The organism is Paenibacillus periandrae (assembly GCF_022458865.1).
Lineage (GTDB): Bacteria > Bacillota > Bacilli > Paenibacillales > NBRC-103111 > Paenibacillus_S > Paenibacillus_S periandrae.
The window spans coordinates 65033-79808 of record NZ_JAJNMU010000020.1 but is presented as its reverse complement, the minus strand read 5'-3'; the positions used below and the strand labels follow the sequence as shown (position 1 = coordinate 79808).

At 45.5% G+C, this 14776-nt stretch carries 17 protein-coding genes and 2 pseudogenes; 6 read left to right on the top strand and 13 right to left on the bottom strand.

Features of this window, described 5'->3' with window-relative positions; genetic code table 11:
- Window positions 1–7: 7 nt before the first annotated feature.
- Complete coding sequence (locus LRL21_RS29980) at window positions 8–403, bottom strand: HIT family protein (protein WP_240419436.1); 396 nt, start codon at window positions 401–403, stop codon at window positions 8–10.
- A 161-nt stretch (window positions 404–564) separates the two neighbouring features.
- Entirely contained in the window at window positions 565–1116 is a 552-nt protein-coding gene (locus LRL21_RS29975; RefSeq protein ID WP_240419435.1) for a hypothetical protein, read from the bottom strand.
- Window positions 1117–1415: 299 nt separating this feature from the next.
- Between LRL21_RS29975 and LRL21_RS29970 the strand changes: the two genes are divergently transcribed.
- From LRL21_RS29970 to LRL21_RS46900, 3 genes and pseudogenes are all read left to right on the top strand, one after another.
- Complete coding sequence (locus tag LRL21_RS29970) at window positions 1416–1637, top strand: IS110 family transposase (RefSeq protein ID WP_240419434.1); 222 nt, start codon at window positions 1416–1418, stop codon at window positions 1635–1637.
- Window positions 1638–2096: 459 nt separating this feature from the next.
- Window positions 2097–3983, top strand: a complete 1887-nt coding sequence (locus LRL21_RS29965) for a PAS domain S-box protein (protein WP_240419433.1) — start codon at window positions 2097–2099, stop codon at window positions 3981–3983.
- A gap of 419 nt (window positions 3984–4402) precedes the next feature.
- Window positions 4403–4519: pseudogene (locus tag LRL21_RS46900) on the top strand (transposase); the annotation flags it as partial.
- Between the two features lie 180 nt (window positions 4520–4699).
- On the opposite strand, the gene LRL21_RS29960 reads toward LRL21_RS46900, so the two are convergent.
- From LRL21_RS29960 to LRL21_RS29950, 3 genes are all read right to left on the bottom strand, one after another.
- Window positions 4700–4858, bottom strand: a complete 159-nt coding sequence (locus tag LRL21_RS29960; protein WP_240419432.1) for a hypothetical protein — start codon at window positions 4856–4858, stop codon at window positions 4700–4702.
- Window positions 4859–4924: 66 nt separating this feature from the next.
- Complete coding sequence (locus LRL21_RS29955; RefSeq protein WP_240419431.1) at window positions 4925–5455, bottom strand: nucleoside-triphosphatase; 531 nt, start codon at window positions 5453–5455, stop codon at window positions 4925–4927.
- Window positions 5456–5595: 140 nt separating this feature from the next.
- A complete protein-coding gene (locus LRL21_RS29950) occupies window positions 5596–6222 on the bottom strand; it encodes a zinc dependent phospholipase C family protein (protein ID WP_240419430.1) in 627 nt (208 codons plus the stop codon).
- Window positions 6223–6608: 386 nt separating this feature from the next.
- Here LRL21_RS29950 and LRL21_RS29945 point away from each other — a divergent pair.
- Window positions 6609–6719, top strand: a pseudogene (locus LRL21_RS29945) (DUF4023 domain-containing protein); the annotation flags it as partial.
- Window positions 6720–6989: 270 nt separating this feature from the next.
- Here the strand turns inward: LRL21_RS29945 and LRL21_RS29940 are convergent.
- Window positions 6990–7826, bottom strand: a complete 837-nt coding sequence (locus LRL21_RS29940; protein WP_338044696.1) for an N-acetylglucosamine-6-phosphate deacetylase — start codon at window positions 7824–7826, stop codon at window positions 6990–6992.
- Between the two features lie 1284 nt (window positions 7827–9110).
- Between LRL21_RS29940 and LRL21_RS29935 the strand changes: the two genes are divergently transcribed.
- Window positions 9111–9305, top strand: coding sequence for an IS110 family transposase (locus LRL21_RS29935; protein ID WP_240419429.1), 195 nt, complete (start codon window positions 9111–9113; stop codon window positions 9303–9305).
- A gap of 14 nt (window positions 9306–9319) precedes the next feature.
- On the top strand, window positions 9320–9613 hold the full coding sequence (locus tag LRL21_RS29930) for a hypothetical protein (RefSeq protein ID WP_240419428.1): 294 nt from the start codon (window positions 9320–9322) through the stop codon (window positions 9611–9613).
- Window positions 9614–9971: 358 nt separating this feature from the next.
- On the opposite strand, the gene LRL21_RS29925 is transcribed toward LRL21_RS29930, so the two are convergent.
- The 7 genes from LRL21_RS29925 to LRL21_RS29905 form a co-directional block, all read right to left on the bottom strand.
- Complete coding sequence (locus LRL21_RS29925) at window positions 9972–10742, bottom strand: glucosamine-6-phosphate deaminase (protein WP_240419427.1); 771 nt, start codon at window positions 10740–10742, stop codon at window positions 9972–9974.
- Between the two features lie 513 nt (window positions 10743–11255).
- Entirely contained in the window at window positions 11256–12167 is a 912-nt protein-coding gene (locus tag LRL21_RS29920) for a Gfo/Idh/MocA family protein (protein WP_240419426.1), read from the bottom strand.
- A 55-nt stretch (window positions 12168–12222) separates the two neighbouring features.
- Window positions 12223–12471 (bottom strand): GNAT family N-acetyltransferase, encoded by a 249-nt coding sequence (locus tag LRL21_RS46895; protein ID WP_420832503.1) that lies wholly within the window; start codon window positions 12469–12471, stop codon window positions 12223–12225.
- Between the two features lie 20 nt (window positions 12472–12491).
- Window positions 12492–12839, bottom strand: coding sequence for a GNAT family N-acetyltransferase (locus LRL21_RS29915; protein WP_240419425.1), 348 nt, complete (start codon window positions 12837–12839; stop codon window positions 12492–12494).
- A 125-nt stretch (window positions 12840–12964) separates the two neighbouring features.
- Window positions 12965–13219 carry a hypothetical protein gene (locus tag LRL21_RS45825; protein WP_275900968.1) on the bottom strand — a complete coding sequence of 85 codons (255 nt, stop codon included), beginning with the start codon at window positions 13217–13219 and terminating at the stop codon, window positions 12965–12967.
- Window positions 13126–13725, bottom strand: a complete 600-nt coding sequence (locus LRL21_RS29910) for a creatininase family protein (RefSeq protein WP_275900967.1) — start codon at window positions 13723–13725, stop codon at window positions 13126–13128. Before LRL21_RS29910 ends, LRL21_RS45825 begins: the two co-directional genes overlap by 94 nt.
- Before the next feature lie 16 nt (window positions 13726–13741).
- Window positions 13742–14767, bottom strand: a complete 1026-nt coding sequence (locus tag LRL21_RS29905) for a Gfo/Idh/MocA family protein (RefSeq protein WP_240419424.1) — start codon at window positions 14765–14767, stop codon at window positions 13742–13744.
- Between the last annotated feature and the right edge of the window lie 9 nt (window positions 14768–14776).

The following is a 14776-nucleotide window of genomic DNA, read 5'->3' as shown; positions in this document are numbered from 1 at the left end:
ATCGAAGTCACTCAACTATCACATATCTAGGGTAAACATGGAGATGATAATGACACACGTCTTGATTACCAGCAGGCTCATTATGTTGCCGCGTAGAAATCCCATCACATCTAAATGTACTTTTCATTGCAAACGCTGTAAGCTGAGCCGCACGATGAATTTCAACAGCGTAATCCGCAGGGAGTTCAAAGATGTTCTCGAAATGTTGATTAGGAACAACAAGTACATGTCCTTTATTGTTTGGCCACCATTTGCTAGCTATAAATGCCGTTACCTTTTCATTCTGATAGATGATATCCCTTTGTTTTGTTCCCTGATGAGGTCGCTCGATACCCCAAACACGACAAAATGGACACTCGTATCCTTCGGGCCTATGTGAAAATGATGCTGTCATCTTTCTCATTCAACTCCATCCATATTTATCCAATAAGTTATTAGATGCAGACAACTTCTGTTCGTTGCGTTATTCTGCCCTTTTTACTTTAATATACAAATGAGGAGCTGCCGCGAAGCAAGCCCCTCAACTATAGTGCCCGTTCGTAATAGTGGGGGATAATTACTTGGTTATTTTTTTCTTGCTCGGTTATGATGAACTTCATTGTGGTAATTCGAATCTTCTCGCTTGTAACCTTGTTCGCGCGCGTGCCGGACGGCCAGTTTAAGCGAGCCGCGCAGCATGGTCCGCTTGTCGATCGCCATCGTTTCGGTCACGGCAATCACGTACAGCTCAGGCGCTTGACCCCGACCCAGCATTTCGTAAGGCAGTTCGCCGTCTTTAGTGACGTGACGGCAGCGAAGCGTGCGGGTTTCGTCGTTATACCCATAAATGACGCCGAAGTCAGGTACGAACAGATCCCATGCCATTACAGGAATGCCGTGATCCAGACTCCACTGGATCAACTCGAGCGCACGTTCCAGCTGCTCCGGTGACGGTGGCATCGATGTCGGGCCTCCCTCATATCGGGTAATTACCTTTAGGGACATACCCACATACAATACATTTGCATTCTCAAAAACTATATATATTCCAGTAACATCATGATCTATATGTCCAAGACAACTTTTCAGGGTGAAGCTGTATTTTTCTAAATAAAGTGGGAAAAAGTATCGTTGCATCTAAATAATCACCTTAAAGGTTTTAGTATTGAAAGTTTCTCGAATATTTTTTGTTGTTTTGTTTTCATCCTTCGGGTTATTGAAAATCATAATAGTTACTTTCTTCATAACGCTTACCTTGTAACTTGATGATGTTCGGGACCATGATCCCGAATCGCATGCGATAATGTGGACGACAAGAAGGTTAGGGGTTCCCGGTGAAAAATATAATGGGAGTGATTATGTGAACCCTGTCATTGGTTTGGATGTGTCCAAAGGGGTAAGTCACGCGCAAGCTTTTGCAGACAGAGGAACGCCCTATGGAAAGATTTTTCGTTTTAATCATGATTCTTGGTGGACTTGCGTCTTTTCTTCGTTATGCTCAAGATTTAGAATCTTTTACTGGGAAACGTGCGGCAGTCGTATTAGAGGCAACGGGTCGTTATCATAGTCCAGTTGTTCAATTCTTGGATGAGCATCAGTTTGTGCATATCGTCATTAATCCGTTACTTTCACACCAACTGAATGTTAGAAACGGTTAGGCTGTTTGCAGCCAGGAGGCATAAAGCTTCCAGCGACAAGATCATGCTTACAAGCTGAGGTTTAGAAAATTCCAGCTTCAAGGCTAAAATGAACTTGACGATCGGTAGGTAGAGGGATACCATAATAGTGGGACATCTCCTTTATCCGGAAATTGTGGCATCGCAACCAACAATTTCTTCATTAAAGGCGGATCTCCTCTTTATGTTTAGTCATTCGACGAAGCTTCTAAAAACTTTGCCTTAACTCGTTTTTGTCGACAACATGATTTTTGCAACACTCAAGTATATAAGTTTGAAAGTAATACTCAATTATTAGGACCTGTTTCGATAAGCAATAAAGTGGGTAAATAATATTGAAGTTATATTCATTTATTTTTTTTATTTTACGATATTGATAAGACCTTCAAAATAGGAGGTCTATTTTTCGCGAAAACATTACCTTACACTATGGAGGCCGCCATGCATCGCGTTAACCTGAACCAGGTTCAATTCAACCAACAAGTGTTTGATCATGCTTCCTTCGGGATCGCACTTGTTACACCAGACGGTATGATTTTAACAGTAAACTCCGCCATGGAACGGATCTTTGGCTATTCCAAAGCAGAGTTTAACGGCATGAGGTTAGAAGACCTCTCCCACGATAATGATGATATCAGAAATATTCACGATTTTAAGGCACTTATGGGTGAAAAAACGGAAGTACAGGTCGAAAAGCGGTTTCTCACAAGGATGAGCGACTACATGTGGGGATTGCTCTCTCTCAAGCTTTTCATCGACGAGGCGAACCAACCGACGTATTACATCTGCCAAATCATTGAAATCACAAAGAAAAAGGAATCCGAGCAACGTCTTCAGGAATCCGTTGAGCGGTATACGTCTCTCAAAAAATACAACCATGACAGCGTCATCTCCTTTGGCCTTGACGGCCGAATCATTAACGCCAACAGTATGTCGGAAAAGATAACAGGCTACTCCATCGAATCCGAGTTGATCGGTATGAAGCTTGCAATTCTAATTGGACAGGAAAACGTCCAGAACATTCTGGATAGGGCGCTGTACGATAATTCGGTTGAGCAGCACATAAACACGCTTGTCGCCAAAGACGGTGAAGTCATCGAAGTGCTTACCAGTATTGCACCGATTTTTGTGAACAATCAAAATATCGGATTCTATCTCATATGCAAGGACATCTCCGAGCAGAAACAGTTGATGCTTGCGAAGGAGACCGCCGAGTCCACGAACAAAGCTAAAAGTGAGTTTCTGGCCATGATGAGCCATGAAATCCGAACCCCCATGAACGGGGTGATCGGCATGACGGATATTCTGCTTGACACCACGGAGCTCAATGAAGAGCAACGAGGCTATGTGGAGATCATCCGCAAAAGCGGGGATACTCTGCTCAATATTATCAACGACATCCTTGATCTTTCTAAGATCGAGGCAGGCCGAACAGAGCTGCAAGAGGATACATTCGAACTGCGCAAATGCATCCAGGAGAGCTTCGCCGTCATTTCCATGAGAGCCGAGCAAAAACACTTGGAGCTCTCCAGCACTATAAATCACGGTGTTCCTGACTATATTTACGGTGACGCCGAACGCTTAAAACAAGTGCTCCTAAACCTGCTCGGCAATGCAGTAAAATTCACGCCCAAGGGAAGCATATCGGTAAAGGTAAAGCTTGGAAAGGAAGATCCCTCCCTGTTGACATTTACGGTAACTGATACGGGCATTGGGATTGATCCCGCGCAGCTCAACGAGATTTTTGAACCGTTTGCGCAGATTGACAGTTTTATGATGCGCAGGCACGAAGGCACTGGCCTTGGGCTTGCCATCAGCCGCAGAATTATCGGCATGATGGGCGGCGAGATTTACGCGGAGAGTGACGGTAAGAACGGCTCGTCGTTTACTTTCACTATCAGGCTTAAGAAAGCAGTGGCACCTCCCAACCAAGAGGTTCACATGGACAAGAGTCATACGGCACGAGAGGCGAGCATTTTGCTTGCTGAAGACAATCATATCAACCAGCTGGTGCTGACCAAAATACTTGAAAAAATGGGTCATAAGGTTACCACCGTCACAAACGGCTTAGACGCGGTTCAAGCAACGCGCAAAGAGCCGTTTGATCTCATTTTAATGGATCTGCACATGCCGATTATGAACGGCTTCGATGCGATGAAGATGATAAAAGAAGAGCTCAAGGAGAAAAGTCCGCCCATCATCGCGGTCACGGCCAATGCTTTGAAGGGTGATCGTGAAAAGTGTCTCACTTATGGGATGGATGAGTATATCAGTAAGCCTGTAAAGCGTGAAGTTGTCCAAAAGCTATTAAACCAGTTTGTGAAGTAATATAAAAAGGCATAACGTCTCAGGCGTTATGCCTCTTTATATTACTTCCACCGTTAATTAATATTTGGATAAAATAATTCTGCCAGTCTGTTTTTCCAGATACATGGAAATATCCACTTTTCCATCAGTTGACCGCAATTGTACTATGCTGCCAGTTACTTCAATGAAAACCAGAGAGCAGCTGCCGCGGCGATCTGCTCCCTGGTTATTTCACTATCGTATTCGTTCGTATAGCTTAGCGAGTACGACAACATAAGTATACATAATAATTAATTACATAACTAAAAAAAAGCCACAACTTAAGCGACTTTTAATGTATCAATGATGTTGACTTCCGACAGTTGTCGCACTTTGTCGGCTGACAAGAACTTTATCCGATAACTGACAAGAACATTGTCCGATTAGTCCTCAATGTAGATAAAGCTGTCGTCATAGATTTGGCTCAAGCCTATCACACTTGGATCAGCGAATGCTTTCCCAAGGCCATACGGATTGCCGATCGGTTCCATGTCCATGGTTATATCATTGAGGCCTTATAGGAGGTTCGTAAATCGCTCTATGAGGGTGCCCAAGCGTGGCAACCTCATAGAGCCGCTAACACTTCCATAATATGGTCTTTGATTACCTTGGAATTGGTCCAATCCACTTCTGTAAGTGCTGTCGAACAAAAAATTTTCGTTGCATTTTCTAACCAGCGTGCTTGTTCAACATGGTATCTAGACCCCAGCAGACTTTCCGGCAATTTTGTCCAAAATCCCATGCCACTCCCCTGCACCTTCTAGACCTTTCACTGAACGAGGCATTTTTTCATAAGCCGAGCGAAAATGCTCATCATCCGTCTCACCATTTATTAAATGCATCAACCGCGAACCCATAAAAAAACCTCCATTGCACCATATTCTGTGGTTGTGCTACTGAGCACTCGATACAGATAAATTTATTCACTTGAAAAACTTAAGAATATCACTTGCTATTATTTCTGTTGTCAACTCACGATTTTCTTCACTCAGATGATAAAGTCTTATCCCAGATCGTTTCTTTATCTTGTCAATGCTCGGATGGCTATCCACACAAATTGTCCCTAAAATCATATGTTTAGAACTCGAAATAACTTCATAGATCATTTCTTCAAATGGAGCGGATAACATTTGCATGAAACCGATCTCGTCAATGACTGTAATCTTCTTTGTATTTAACGATAGGCTCACTGCCTTTAAAGCAATATTTTCAAAAGCATCTATATCAACCCCATATCTCCCTACTCTTACCGAACTTTCACTATCAACACTTGCAATACATACAGTCTCACCATTAAGCGTTATGCAATTAAATCCAGTACGATTTGTAGAGTTACGTATTTCTTCAGTGTAAAAACCACCAAAATATTCGTGACCAATTTGTTGAATGATTCGCTTTATTGCTGTTGTTTTTCCTATTCGAGGTTTCCCGGTTAACAAAAAACAAGCTTCCAACTCTTCACTCCCCCTATATATAAATAAGATAAGGAAAAAATATAAAATATCAGTACAAGAAGATATTAAATTATTAATGATTAAATTATTCTGCCAGTTACTTTAATGAAAAAGCAGACCACCTCCGCAGTCTGCTCTGTTCAACTATAGTTCCCGTTCGTAAATAGCATATTGGACAAAAACACCATACTCTCGTCAACCGACCTGTTAATATAGTCAATGATTTCAAAGTTATTGTCATTAAACAGCTCCAGCGTTTCATTCATAAGGTCTTCATCAATTGTAAAGTCCTTTCTCAGCAAATCTAGTAAGGCAGGTAAGTATTCGCTGTTATATCCGTCAATATTCACGGTAGGCAGTACATGCTGATGAAGTTTCAGAGAATATTGTTTTGTAATTCTTCCGTTTAGTCTTGTAAAATCACGATATGCGACTAGTGCTTTATCCTTCAATTGCTGAGGAGATGCGAATCCTACGATTTTTAAATATAGTTCCAACCAAACTACATCCGAAATTAAGTGACATAAATAGCCAAGGTAAAAGGGTTTATTCATAGTATCCTTGTAAGTATCATAAAAGCGAAAGTAGTTGATACGACTTTTTCCACTTGCATCAATATTCTTAAAATGTGTTACTCCTTTTGCCACACCCATGAGCCCATGTATATCAGGTGCTATCCCCCCGAGCATAAACTCGTTCCTGTTCTCAATACCTAACCTATCAGCTAATAGAGATGAAATACAATAGTGCATGATTCTTGAACCCATCTGTATGCCCCCTTCTTAAGCTATAGACACTGTATTTATTTGTCTTATCCATATTCTGATAAACATGGATATATTTCAATAGTCGTAAACTAACATGTTAATGACAATAAGATAATAAATTGTGTTGTATCTAGGTCCATCACAGTTGAGCGACTATTGCTCCATTAAACTGCCCAATAGCTTAATCCCGTAGGGAGTTTTCGTATACCTCCTTTTCACTTCAAAGTAGACTCGTCGGGAATGAGATAATGTTCTTGTCAAAATCGGGAATGGGATCAAGTTCTTGTCATTTGGTTTTGACAAGAACTTGATCCCATAAAATAAAAAAACCGCGATTTACGCGGCAACTAATGAGATAATGTTCTTGTCACCCGACTCACGATTTCGTCGAGAAGCTGCACGAAACACAGAAAAAAGCGGAACAAAACAAAAAACACCAAGGTAAAGGAACCCTTGGTGACAAGCTGCCCAATAAACAGCACAGTACTAATAAATAGTTCTGTACGAAGCCGCGAACCTGCAGGGTCGCGGCTTTCTTTATAACATAAGCGTATTTATAAGTTTTCAGCGGAGCTGAAGGATTCTTATGTTTCAAGAAAACCTACATCTGAAACGCGGTCGCTCATCATCGAAAGGCCTTGATAGAGGTTTTCTTATCATATACAAGTTATATACTGCCAACGAAAGACTTTATTCGAGTAGGCTTGGGCTGGGCGGATGCTTTTCTTGTATCCCATCATGAACGGAGCATCCTATGGCACAGCCAGTCAGTTAGCTTCAGATGCAGCGCCGTCATATACAAGACGCCCCTGCTTATAGGTTTTGATGATCTCGATACGGTCGTCATTTTGCCGGAAAATAGCCAGATCCGCCGGCGCTCCGGGCTGTAAACCAGCCGAAGCCTGGAGGCTCATCGCCGTGGCCGGACGCACGGAGGCCATGTCCCATGCATCGGCCAACGAGGCCAATCCGCTGCGGGTCACATGCTCAATCCCCCAGGCGAGCAGTTGCGCCGATCCGGCGAGCAGCTGCGGATTGGCAGCCAGGTGAAGCCGCCCCTCCGGTGTCAGAATCACCTGACCGCCAACATGCGTTTCATACTCACCCGGCGGCATACCGCACAAATAGACGGCATCACTGACGATCAATGCCCGTTCGCCCTTGACGCGGAAAGCCGATTTCAATACGGAATCCGGCAGATGAAAGCCATCGGCGACTACACATGTCCACAGACTGTCGCAGGCGAGCTGCTCCCACAAATAGTTGGGATGCCGGGGCAGCATAAGGTGCGCGCCGTTGCCCCAATGAGTGGACATCCGTGCTCCAGCGTCCGCTGCCGCAAGGATTTGCTCGTTGGAAGCCGATGTATGACCGATAGACACCGTTACTCCCGATGCCGCGCATTTGGCGATAAAATCAGGCGCTTTCGGCCATTCGGGGGATAAGGTAATGATCCTGATTCGGCCGTCAGCCGCTTCCTGCCAGCGCTGAAACAGCTCCCAATTCGGCGCTTTCACATAAGCTTTGCCGTGAGCGCCGCGCGGACCGTCATGCGGTGAAATAAACGGTCCTTCGAGATGGATGCCTCCTACAGACAGATCCACCAGCGTACTGCGCCTGCACGCTTCGGAAATCGATCGGACGGCCTGCTCGATCTCCGCGTCGCCGTTTGTAATCACGGTCGGATAATAGGACGTCACTCCCTGACGCCATAGTGCCTCAGAAATGCGCTCCGTGACATCGGCCGGAATTGGCGACTGATTGAAATCCAACCCCATGCAGCCGTTAAGCTGCAAATCGACTAAGCCCGGTGCGATTCGAGGCAGGTCGGTGTCGGTTTCCTCGACCTCACTGCTTTCTGTCTCACGGACAGCTGAGATCACGCCGTTTTCAACCGCTAACTCTATAGAAAGTCCGGTCCGGTAATGACGGCCGCGGACTGTAAAAATTTCGCTCATCATGTTCCCTCCTAAACTAAACGCCCTATCGGGCTCAAACTTTATTGAAAAAAAAAACCTAGTTTATTTCGATCTTAACCTGTCAACAAAGATAAGAGCAGGACAGGAAAAGTCGATAAGCTCAATGTGGTACGACCGCGACACCTAAACTGAAATACATCGCCTTGAGATCAAACTAGTGTGAGCTATGAGCCACACCCATCAAATTAAAGGCTTTAGTCAGGCGATTGTAGCCCTGCGGAAAGGATGCCTAGATCGGTGCAGTTCACTTTTGGAAAATTAACTTTTTAATCTAAGGAGACTTGGGGCTGTTCCTCGATACCCATTACAGGTACTTCACAGGTCGTTACCCTACTCTCACAAGGATAAATGCATTTCGGCAAATTGCCTTATAGCAACCGTCGTGAATGGCATTCACAAAACTGACGGTCCTTGCTTTCTTTGTTCCTTGTAACCTAGCTATTCATATAATCATTAGTTGCTTCCTCTGAGCCTGTGGGCTGGATACCGCCATCGTTCGGTATAGCGACTTTCCTATGGGACAATTGTACTTCTCGCCACCCACTCCAACGTTTGTTGGACCATATGTTTCCATATGTTAAGTCTATAGACTCGTACATTCGGTAGTTCGTCAGACCTTTTGATCATTCTCACCGTAGATTATTTTTCAGCCGTCCGGCATATCATTTGGCGTACCTTCTCTTTACGAGTGGCTTTGGCCTACTTTCTGCCGACTTCACCTGGCTTCATACGATTGCCGTTGCCGCGCCAAACGCATGCAGGAGTATTAACGAGATTGTTTCAGGAAACAAGGATCCTTCATTCCAATCTTCGGTTACAAAGTTAGGCTCTTGAAAGCCCCTGCATTTCCGTTTTATAACACTTTGAGCGTTACTACGTTATAGCAGAACAAATCGCACATCCCTTACTTTGAACCCTATCAAGAAACAACTGGCCAATTTGGATACCATTCCCGGCGTCGCTCTGAAAACTGCCCAAATGATCGTCGCTGAAATCGGAGTGGACATGTCTATCTTCCCCACAGAGGCTCACCTTTCATCGTGGGCTGGTTTAAGTCCGGGCAATAATGAGAGTGCCGGTAAAAAAAAAGTTCACACATCTTAAAAGGTAATGCCGCTTTGAAAGCTGCGCTAGTCGAAGCTGCATGGTCAGCCAGTAAAACTCGAAGCTTTTTAGGTTCAACGTTCTGGTCTATTGCCTCAAGACACGGGAAAAATAAAGCTGTTGTTGCGATTGCTCATAAAATGCTCGTGATTGCCTACCACATCTTAAAGACGGGTGAACCCTACAAAGAACTCGGTGCCGATTTCCAAGCCAAACGCAGATCCGTTACTCATGAAGAACTTATGATCAAACGACTTCAGAAGCTCGGGTACTTGATACAAAAGTCGGAAGATCCGTCATCAGCTTAAAGTGAGCACTTAAAACTCTTCATGCTGTAAGCTTGATTTTTAGCTTGCCGGGTATGTCTTTGTCTTTTTTCTACCTGGTACTTTTATACGACCATGCTAACAAGTAAAACCCAGTTAATGTAACTGTCGCGCATGCTCTTGCTCTATCTATCCATAACCGGCTGCTGCACTTCCTGCTCCGTACCCGTTTCAGCTGAGCGATACACATGCTCCAGCGCGGCAATCACACTGCGTATCGCGGATCGCTTCAAAATGCCGGTCCGAAATAATACCCGCGCCAATGACGGCTGTTCTCAAACTCTTCATTTCCATGAGGTCCGCGCTCCTTTCAGGCTCCATCATTCCAATCCAACACAAGTTACACACCGTAGGAATCCTTATCCGCATACAGCGTGCAATCATCATGTTGGCGAAGGATGCTGGCCGGACACGCTGTTGAGATCGGGCCGTGCAGCGTCTGTTTCACCGCTTCTCTTTTCAATGGACCCGGCACGGAGCAAAATAAATGCTTGCCTGAGGACAGCGCTGGAATCGTCAGCGTCAAGGCATGCGTCGGCACCTGATCCAGCCCGGCAAAACAGCCGTCATTCACCTGCTGCTGGCGGCACTCCAGATCCAGCTCAACCGGCTTCACCAGCAAAGGATCCTGAAAATCGGCAAACGGAGGATCATTGAAGGCGATATGCCCATTTTCCCCGATGCCGAGGCAGACGATATCAATCGGCGCTTCTGCAAGCAGGCGGCTGTAGCGCTCCGCTTCCTGAGCAATGTCCCCCGCGCTGTTAATAATATGAACCTCGTCCGGCTGTACCCGATCGAATAAACGATCTTTCAGAAATTTGCCGAACGCCTGTGGGGCGTCACCCGAAAGCCCGATATATTCATCCATATGAAAAACCGTAACACGGCTCCAATCGAGTCCGTCCATCACCGCCAGTCCGGCGAGCACTTCATTCTGCGACGGGGCTGCCGCAAAAATCATCCGCAGTCTGGGCTGGCTGCCTAGCAGTTGTTTCATTTTTCCAGCGACATCCAGAGCGGCCTGCTGCCCCATAGCTGCTCTGGTATCGAACACTTTTACTTTCAACTGATCCGCGTTCGTTTCTATGATCATATTTGGCCTGCTCATGTGACGATCTCCTCCCGAATTTGAAAAAATATCAATCTATGAAATCATGCGTCCGGCCACCGCCCGCCGTACTTTGCTTAAGGCCATTATACGTTTTTCCGCAGCCATTTATATGACGAGATCGTTCGTTACAATACGTTGAGGTTGTAAACACGAAACGATGTAAATTCGATGTAAAAGGTGCGAACGTGGTCATCGTTACTTAGAGGAGATGTCCCATCCTGGTGCGGCCTACAGAGGAGTTACAAGTAGGTTAACAAGAGGAAGAGTATACTTGTAAACGAAAATCACAATCAACCATATATTTCCATTTAAAATTTAATTAGCCATTCTACATCAGAGAGGACAGGTGAATTATTTTCGACCTGCCCCGTTTTAACGGGGCTCTGAACTAAAACATGCTCAAAACGAATTCATAATACGAATTATCCGAGATCGTTAGAATAATCCCTTCAACTTTCCAGCACATTATCAATCTAATTAGCTGAATGCAAGTTGTCGCTTAATTAGTCTTTATAAGCTTACTGTCTTACCCGTTGCCCGGCTATCATTGGCCGCTTCCAAAAAGCGAATAATTTCTAATGTTTCTTCCGGATCGACTGGAGAAGTCCCACTGTGAAACATGGCGACAGCCATTTCTAATAAACTTGCATAAACGGGCTTAGGATACTTGCTGCAGTCGACGAACTCCGATTCCTTGGTACGATGGATGGCGGCTCCCATCGTCATATTTCCAAGCCGATTACCACGAATGGTTCCAATCCGTCCATCTGACCATTGGCCAACAACAAACTCATGGCTCTCATTCGTAGCTGCTGTTACCTGCACGCAGCCTTTACCCAATATACGATACAGCATTTCAACTGTATGGATGCCATACCAGAACAGCCCTGGCTGTGTCGGCTGAAGCTCTGTTGGTCCGTAACAATCGGCCCCGATAATAACATCGTCTGTATTTCCGTTTAAGGCATCAGCTATCCCAGTGGAGTAACGCAGCGAAGACGAGCTCATGATCGGCAGCTTGTATTCAGCTGCAAGACGCATGATTTCCTTTGCCTCTGCCGTTGTCGTTGCAAAAGGCTTATCAACAAATACCGGTTTGCCATAAGTTGCAATCCGGCGGAACTGCTCCAAATGAACACGCCCATCGACAGAGGTGAGCAATACCGCATCCGAACGTTCTGCCACTTCCTCAGGGCTATTTAAGATTTGTACCCCATATTCATCACGAAGTGTGCTTGTAAACCCTTCGACTCGGGAATAGCTTAGCTCAAAATCTGGCGATCCCCCAGGAAATGCATAAGTAACTCTACCACCTGGAATATGGTACTCCGTATTCGGATCATTTAAAAGCCTCGTAAAAATACTACTGTGGGAAGTATCCAATCCGATCATTCCGATAATCAAGGATTTTGTTACGGTCATATCGCCCATCCTTTCCGAATCCATTTATAGTTATTTAGCTTTGTTGAGCACGGGATTAACCTTTTTCAGCACCTGATGTACCATAAATTCCTTGTGGAAATCCTGGACATCGATTTTCACCCAAGTACATTCGCGTGAAGCCACGCTGCACTGTAAAGCCATGCTTTAATAAGAGAACTTTACCAAAGTCATTCAAGCATGGCATATCAAGCAATATGGTTTTGCCAGCTACCTCGCACATAAAAGCTTCAAATAAGACTTCAGCTGCCTGCTCGCTGCTTGCTATCCAAGGACCCGCTTGCACTGCATTGTAGCCTTGATGTGCTAACAGATATCCTCAGTAATTGGGATAACATCCGCTTTTGTGAGTTGTTTTACTATGCCTGCCACGCCTTGATAACGCTCCAGCTCATACTCTTCCGCGAAGCCGAGTGGCACATAAACGGTTTTGCCCATAGGTGTGGCACCAAGCTTTATGCAAGTTACCCCGAGACCCTGTAAATACGCAATAGTCCGTTTCAGTATTGCTTTGCCGATCCCATAACGGCGCAGATCGGGATGGACTAATACCTTCCCAATCCATCCGAGTTTAGTTCCGTAGCGGATCGCCGTAGCTGTTCCTGCAGCGCGACCATTGATTTCTGCAAGGAAGCAACCAGGCTCATATGTCAAATACCCCTGGCAATCGGCTTATACCTGGTGGTTCCAGCCTGCGATATTCTTCAATTCCATCGCAAAAGGAATATCAGCTTCTGTCAGTTGGCGAATGACTAGCTCGTTTATTTGCGCTGCCTGCTTCACCCCTGGCCATCCGCTCCTTTAGACAAGGACTTATGATGCTGTTCTATCCGCTCCAAGTATTGGAGGGCACTTTCGACCATAATGTCCAATAGCTTGGCGCCCTTGGCGGCTGTACCGCTTTCCGGGAAACCCCAATACCCGTCTTCCGACAAATCCATCACGTCAAAATAGTCCATGAAATCCTGGGGATGGAATTCCTTATCGGGAAGCTCACGAATCGTGCCCACATATTCGGGGTGCAGGTGCGGCATGATAGAGGTTTCTTTCTCCCCGGCATGAATACGTGCTGCTTGTGTGTGAACACTTCATTTTGCCGGTCAGCTCCAACTGTGGTATGGATCAGAATCGTTTCCATACCCATTCCGCTATGGTGGCGATCATTCAAATCGCGGTTAAGCTGTCGAATGGTTGGCTTCAGAATCCAATTACCGCCATGCCCATTAATGAGAATATACTTTTTGAATCCTGCTTCGTGAAGCGATTCAGCGATGTCTTTTACTACAAGGGCAAGTGTGGTTGCTTTTAAATACACGGTGACTAGTGCTTTTTTGTGTTCAATGGAGGAAGTCACTGCAAGCACTGGCAGCAAGTAAGCGTCCAGTTTCTCAGCCAATCGGGATGCAAATTCAGATGAAATGATCATATCCATGCCTACAGGAAGATGACTTCCATGCTGCTCCACGGCTCCAATCGGCAGCACCGCTATCGTCGGATTGTCTCGTTCAAAATCAATACGATTGTTATATACGGTTAGCATTGCTGTCCTACCTGCTTTATACCAAGCTAATTTCTTTGCCCGTACGCGCGGATTCATAGATAGCCAGAATGAGGTCTACGGATTTCCGCCCTTCCTCGCCTGTTATCAGCGGATCCCGATTCTCGCGAATCGCTTGAATTAAATCGTCTACAAGCAGAAAGTGACCGTGATTGGCTATTTGTTTCGGGTCATCCTTTGAGCTTAATGTGGAAGGTACCTGTGGCATTTCTTCCTCGCTATCGGCAAATTTCCATTGTTTGAAGCCCAAATCGTCAAAAATGATCGTTCCATTTTCGCCGTGCAGCTCAAACCGTATTTCCTGCGCAGGATACACCGAAGTCGTCCCCTGGATGACGCCAAAAGCTCCATTTTTGTACTTCACAACGGCTACGGCTGTATCCTCAACTTCGATCTCACGAACCAAGGCGGATGAATAGGCAAAGACGGATTGTACATCTCCCATCAGCCATTGAATCAAGTCAATACCGTGTACGCCTTGATTCATTAGCGCCCCTCCACCGTCAAGCGCCCAAGTACCCCGCCAACCCGCACTTTTGTAATATTCAGGGCTGCGATAATATTTCTGGTAGGCATCACCGAGCACCAGCTTGCCTAACTTACCGTCATCCATCGCTTTTTTCGTAATGATTGCTGCAGGACTCACCCGGCGCTGGAATACACAACCAAGCTTTACTCCTGCCTTACGGCAAGCAGCTGTCATTCGCGTCATATTGTCCGCTGTAATTTCCAGCGGTTTCTCGCAGAGCACGTGCTTACCGGCTTCAGCAGCCGCAATTACGACCTCGGCATGATAGCCGCTCGGAACGGCAACAGTGATGGCATCGATATCATCACGCTTAAGCAATTCCTGGTAATCCTCATATACGTGGGGAATGGCGTAATCAACGGCCATCCGCTCAGCCTTTTCCAATTCAACATCCGCAATGGCCACAAGCTCCGCTTCGGAATTGCCTGTAATCGCTTGAGCGTGAGTTGGGGCAATAACACCACCGCCAATAATACCGAACCTCATTTTATTCATTTTCTTTTT

What these genes read in the sequence shown, in the direction of transcription:
- LRL21_RS29965 (WP_240419433.1), top strand. Translation starts at nt 2,097, where the DNA reads ATGCATCGCGTTAACCTGAACCAGGTTCAATTCAACCAACAAGTGTTT.
- LRL21_RS45825 (WP_275900968.1), bottom strand. Translation starts at nt 13,219, where the DNA reads ATGCCGCACCTGCACCCCGAATATGTGGGCACGATTCGTGAGCTTCCC.
- LRL21_RS29970 (WP_240419434.1), top strand. Translation starts at nt 1,416, where the DNA reads ATGGAAAGATTTTTCGTTTTAATCATGATTCTTGGTGGACTTGCGTCT.
- LRL21_RS29980 (WP_240419436.1), bottom strand. Translation starts at nt 403, where the DNA reads ATGAGAAAGATGACAGCATCATTTTCACATAGGCCCGAAGGATACGAG.
- LRL21_RS29910 (WP_275900967.1), bottom strand. Translation starts at nt 13,725, where the DNA reads ATGCTAACCGTATATAACAATCGTATTGATTTTGAACGAGACAATCCG.
- LRL21_RS29920 (WP_240419426.1), bottom strand. Translation starts at nt 12,167, where the DNA reads ATGACCGTAACAAAATCCTTGATTATCGGAATGATCGGATTGGATACT.
- LRL21_RS29950 (WP_240419430.1), bottom strand. Translation starts at nt 6,222, where the DNA reads ATGGGTTCAAGAATCATGCACTATTGTATTTCATCTCTATTAGCTGAT.
- LRL21_RS29975 (WP_240419435.1), bottom strand. Translation starts at nt 1,116, where the DNA reads ATGCAACGATACTTTTTCCCACTTTATTTAGAAAAATACAGCTTCACC.
- LRL21_RS29960 (WP_240419432.1), bottom strand. Translation starts at nt 4,858, where the DNA reads ATGGGTTCGCGGTTGATGCATTTAATAAATGGTGAGACGGATGATGAG.
- LRL21_RS29925 (WP_240419427.1), bottom strand. Translation starts at nt 10,742, where the DNA reads ATGAGCAGGCCAAATATGATCATAGAAACGAACGCGGATCAGTTGAAA.
- LRL21_RS29905 (WP_240419424.1), bottom strand. Translation starts at nt 14,767, where the DNA reads ATGAATAAAATGAGGTTCGGTATTATTGGCGGTGGTGTTATTGCCCCA.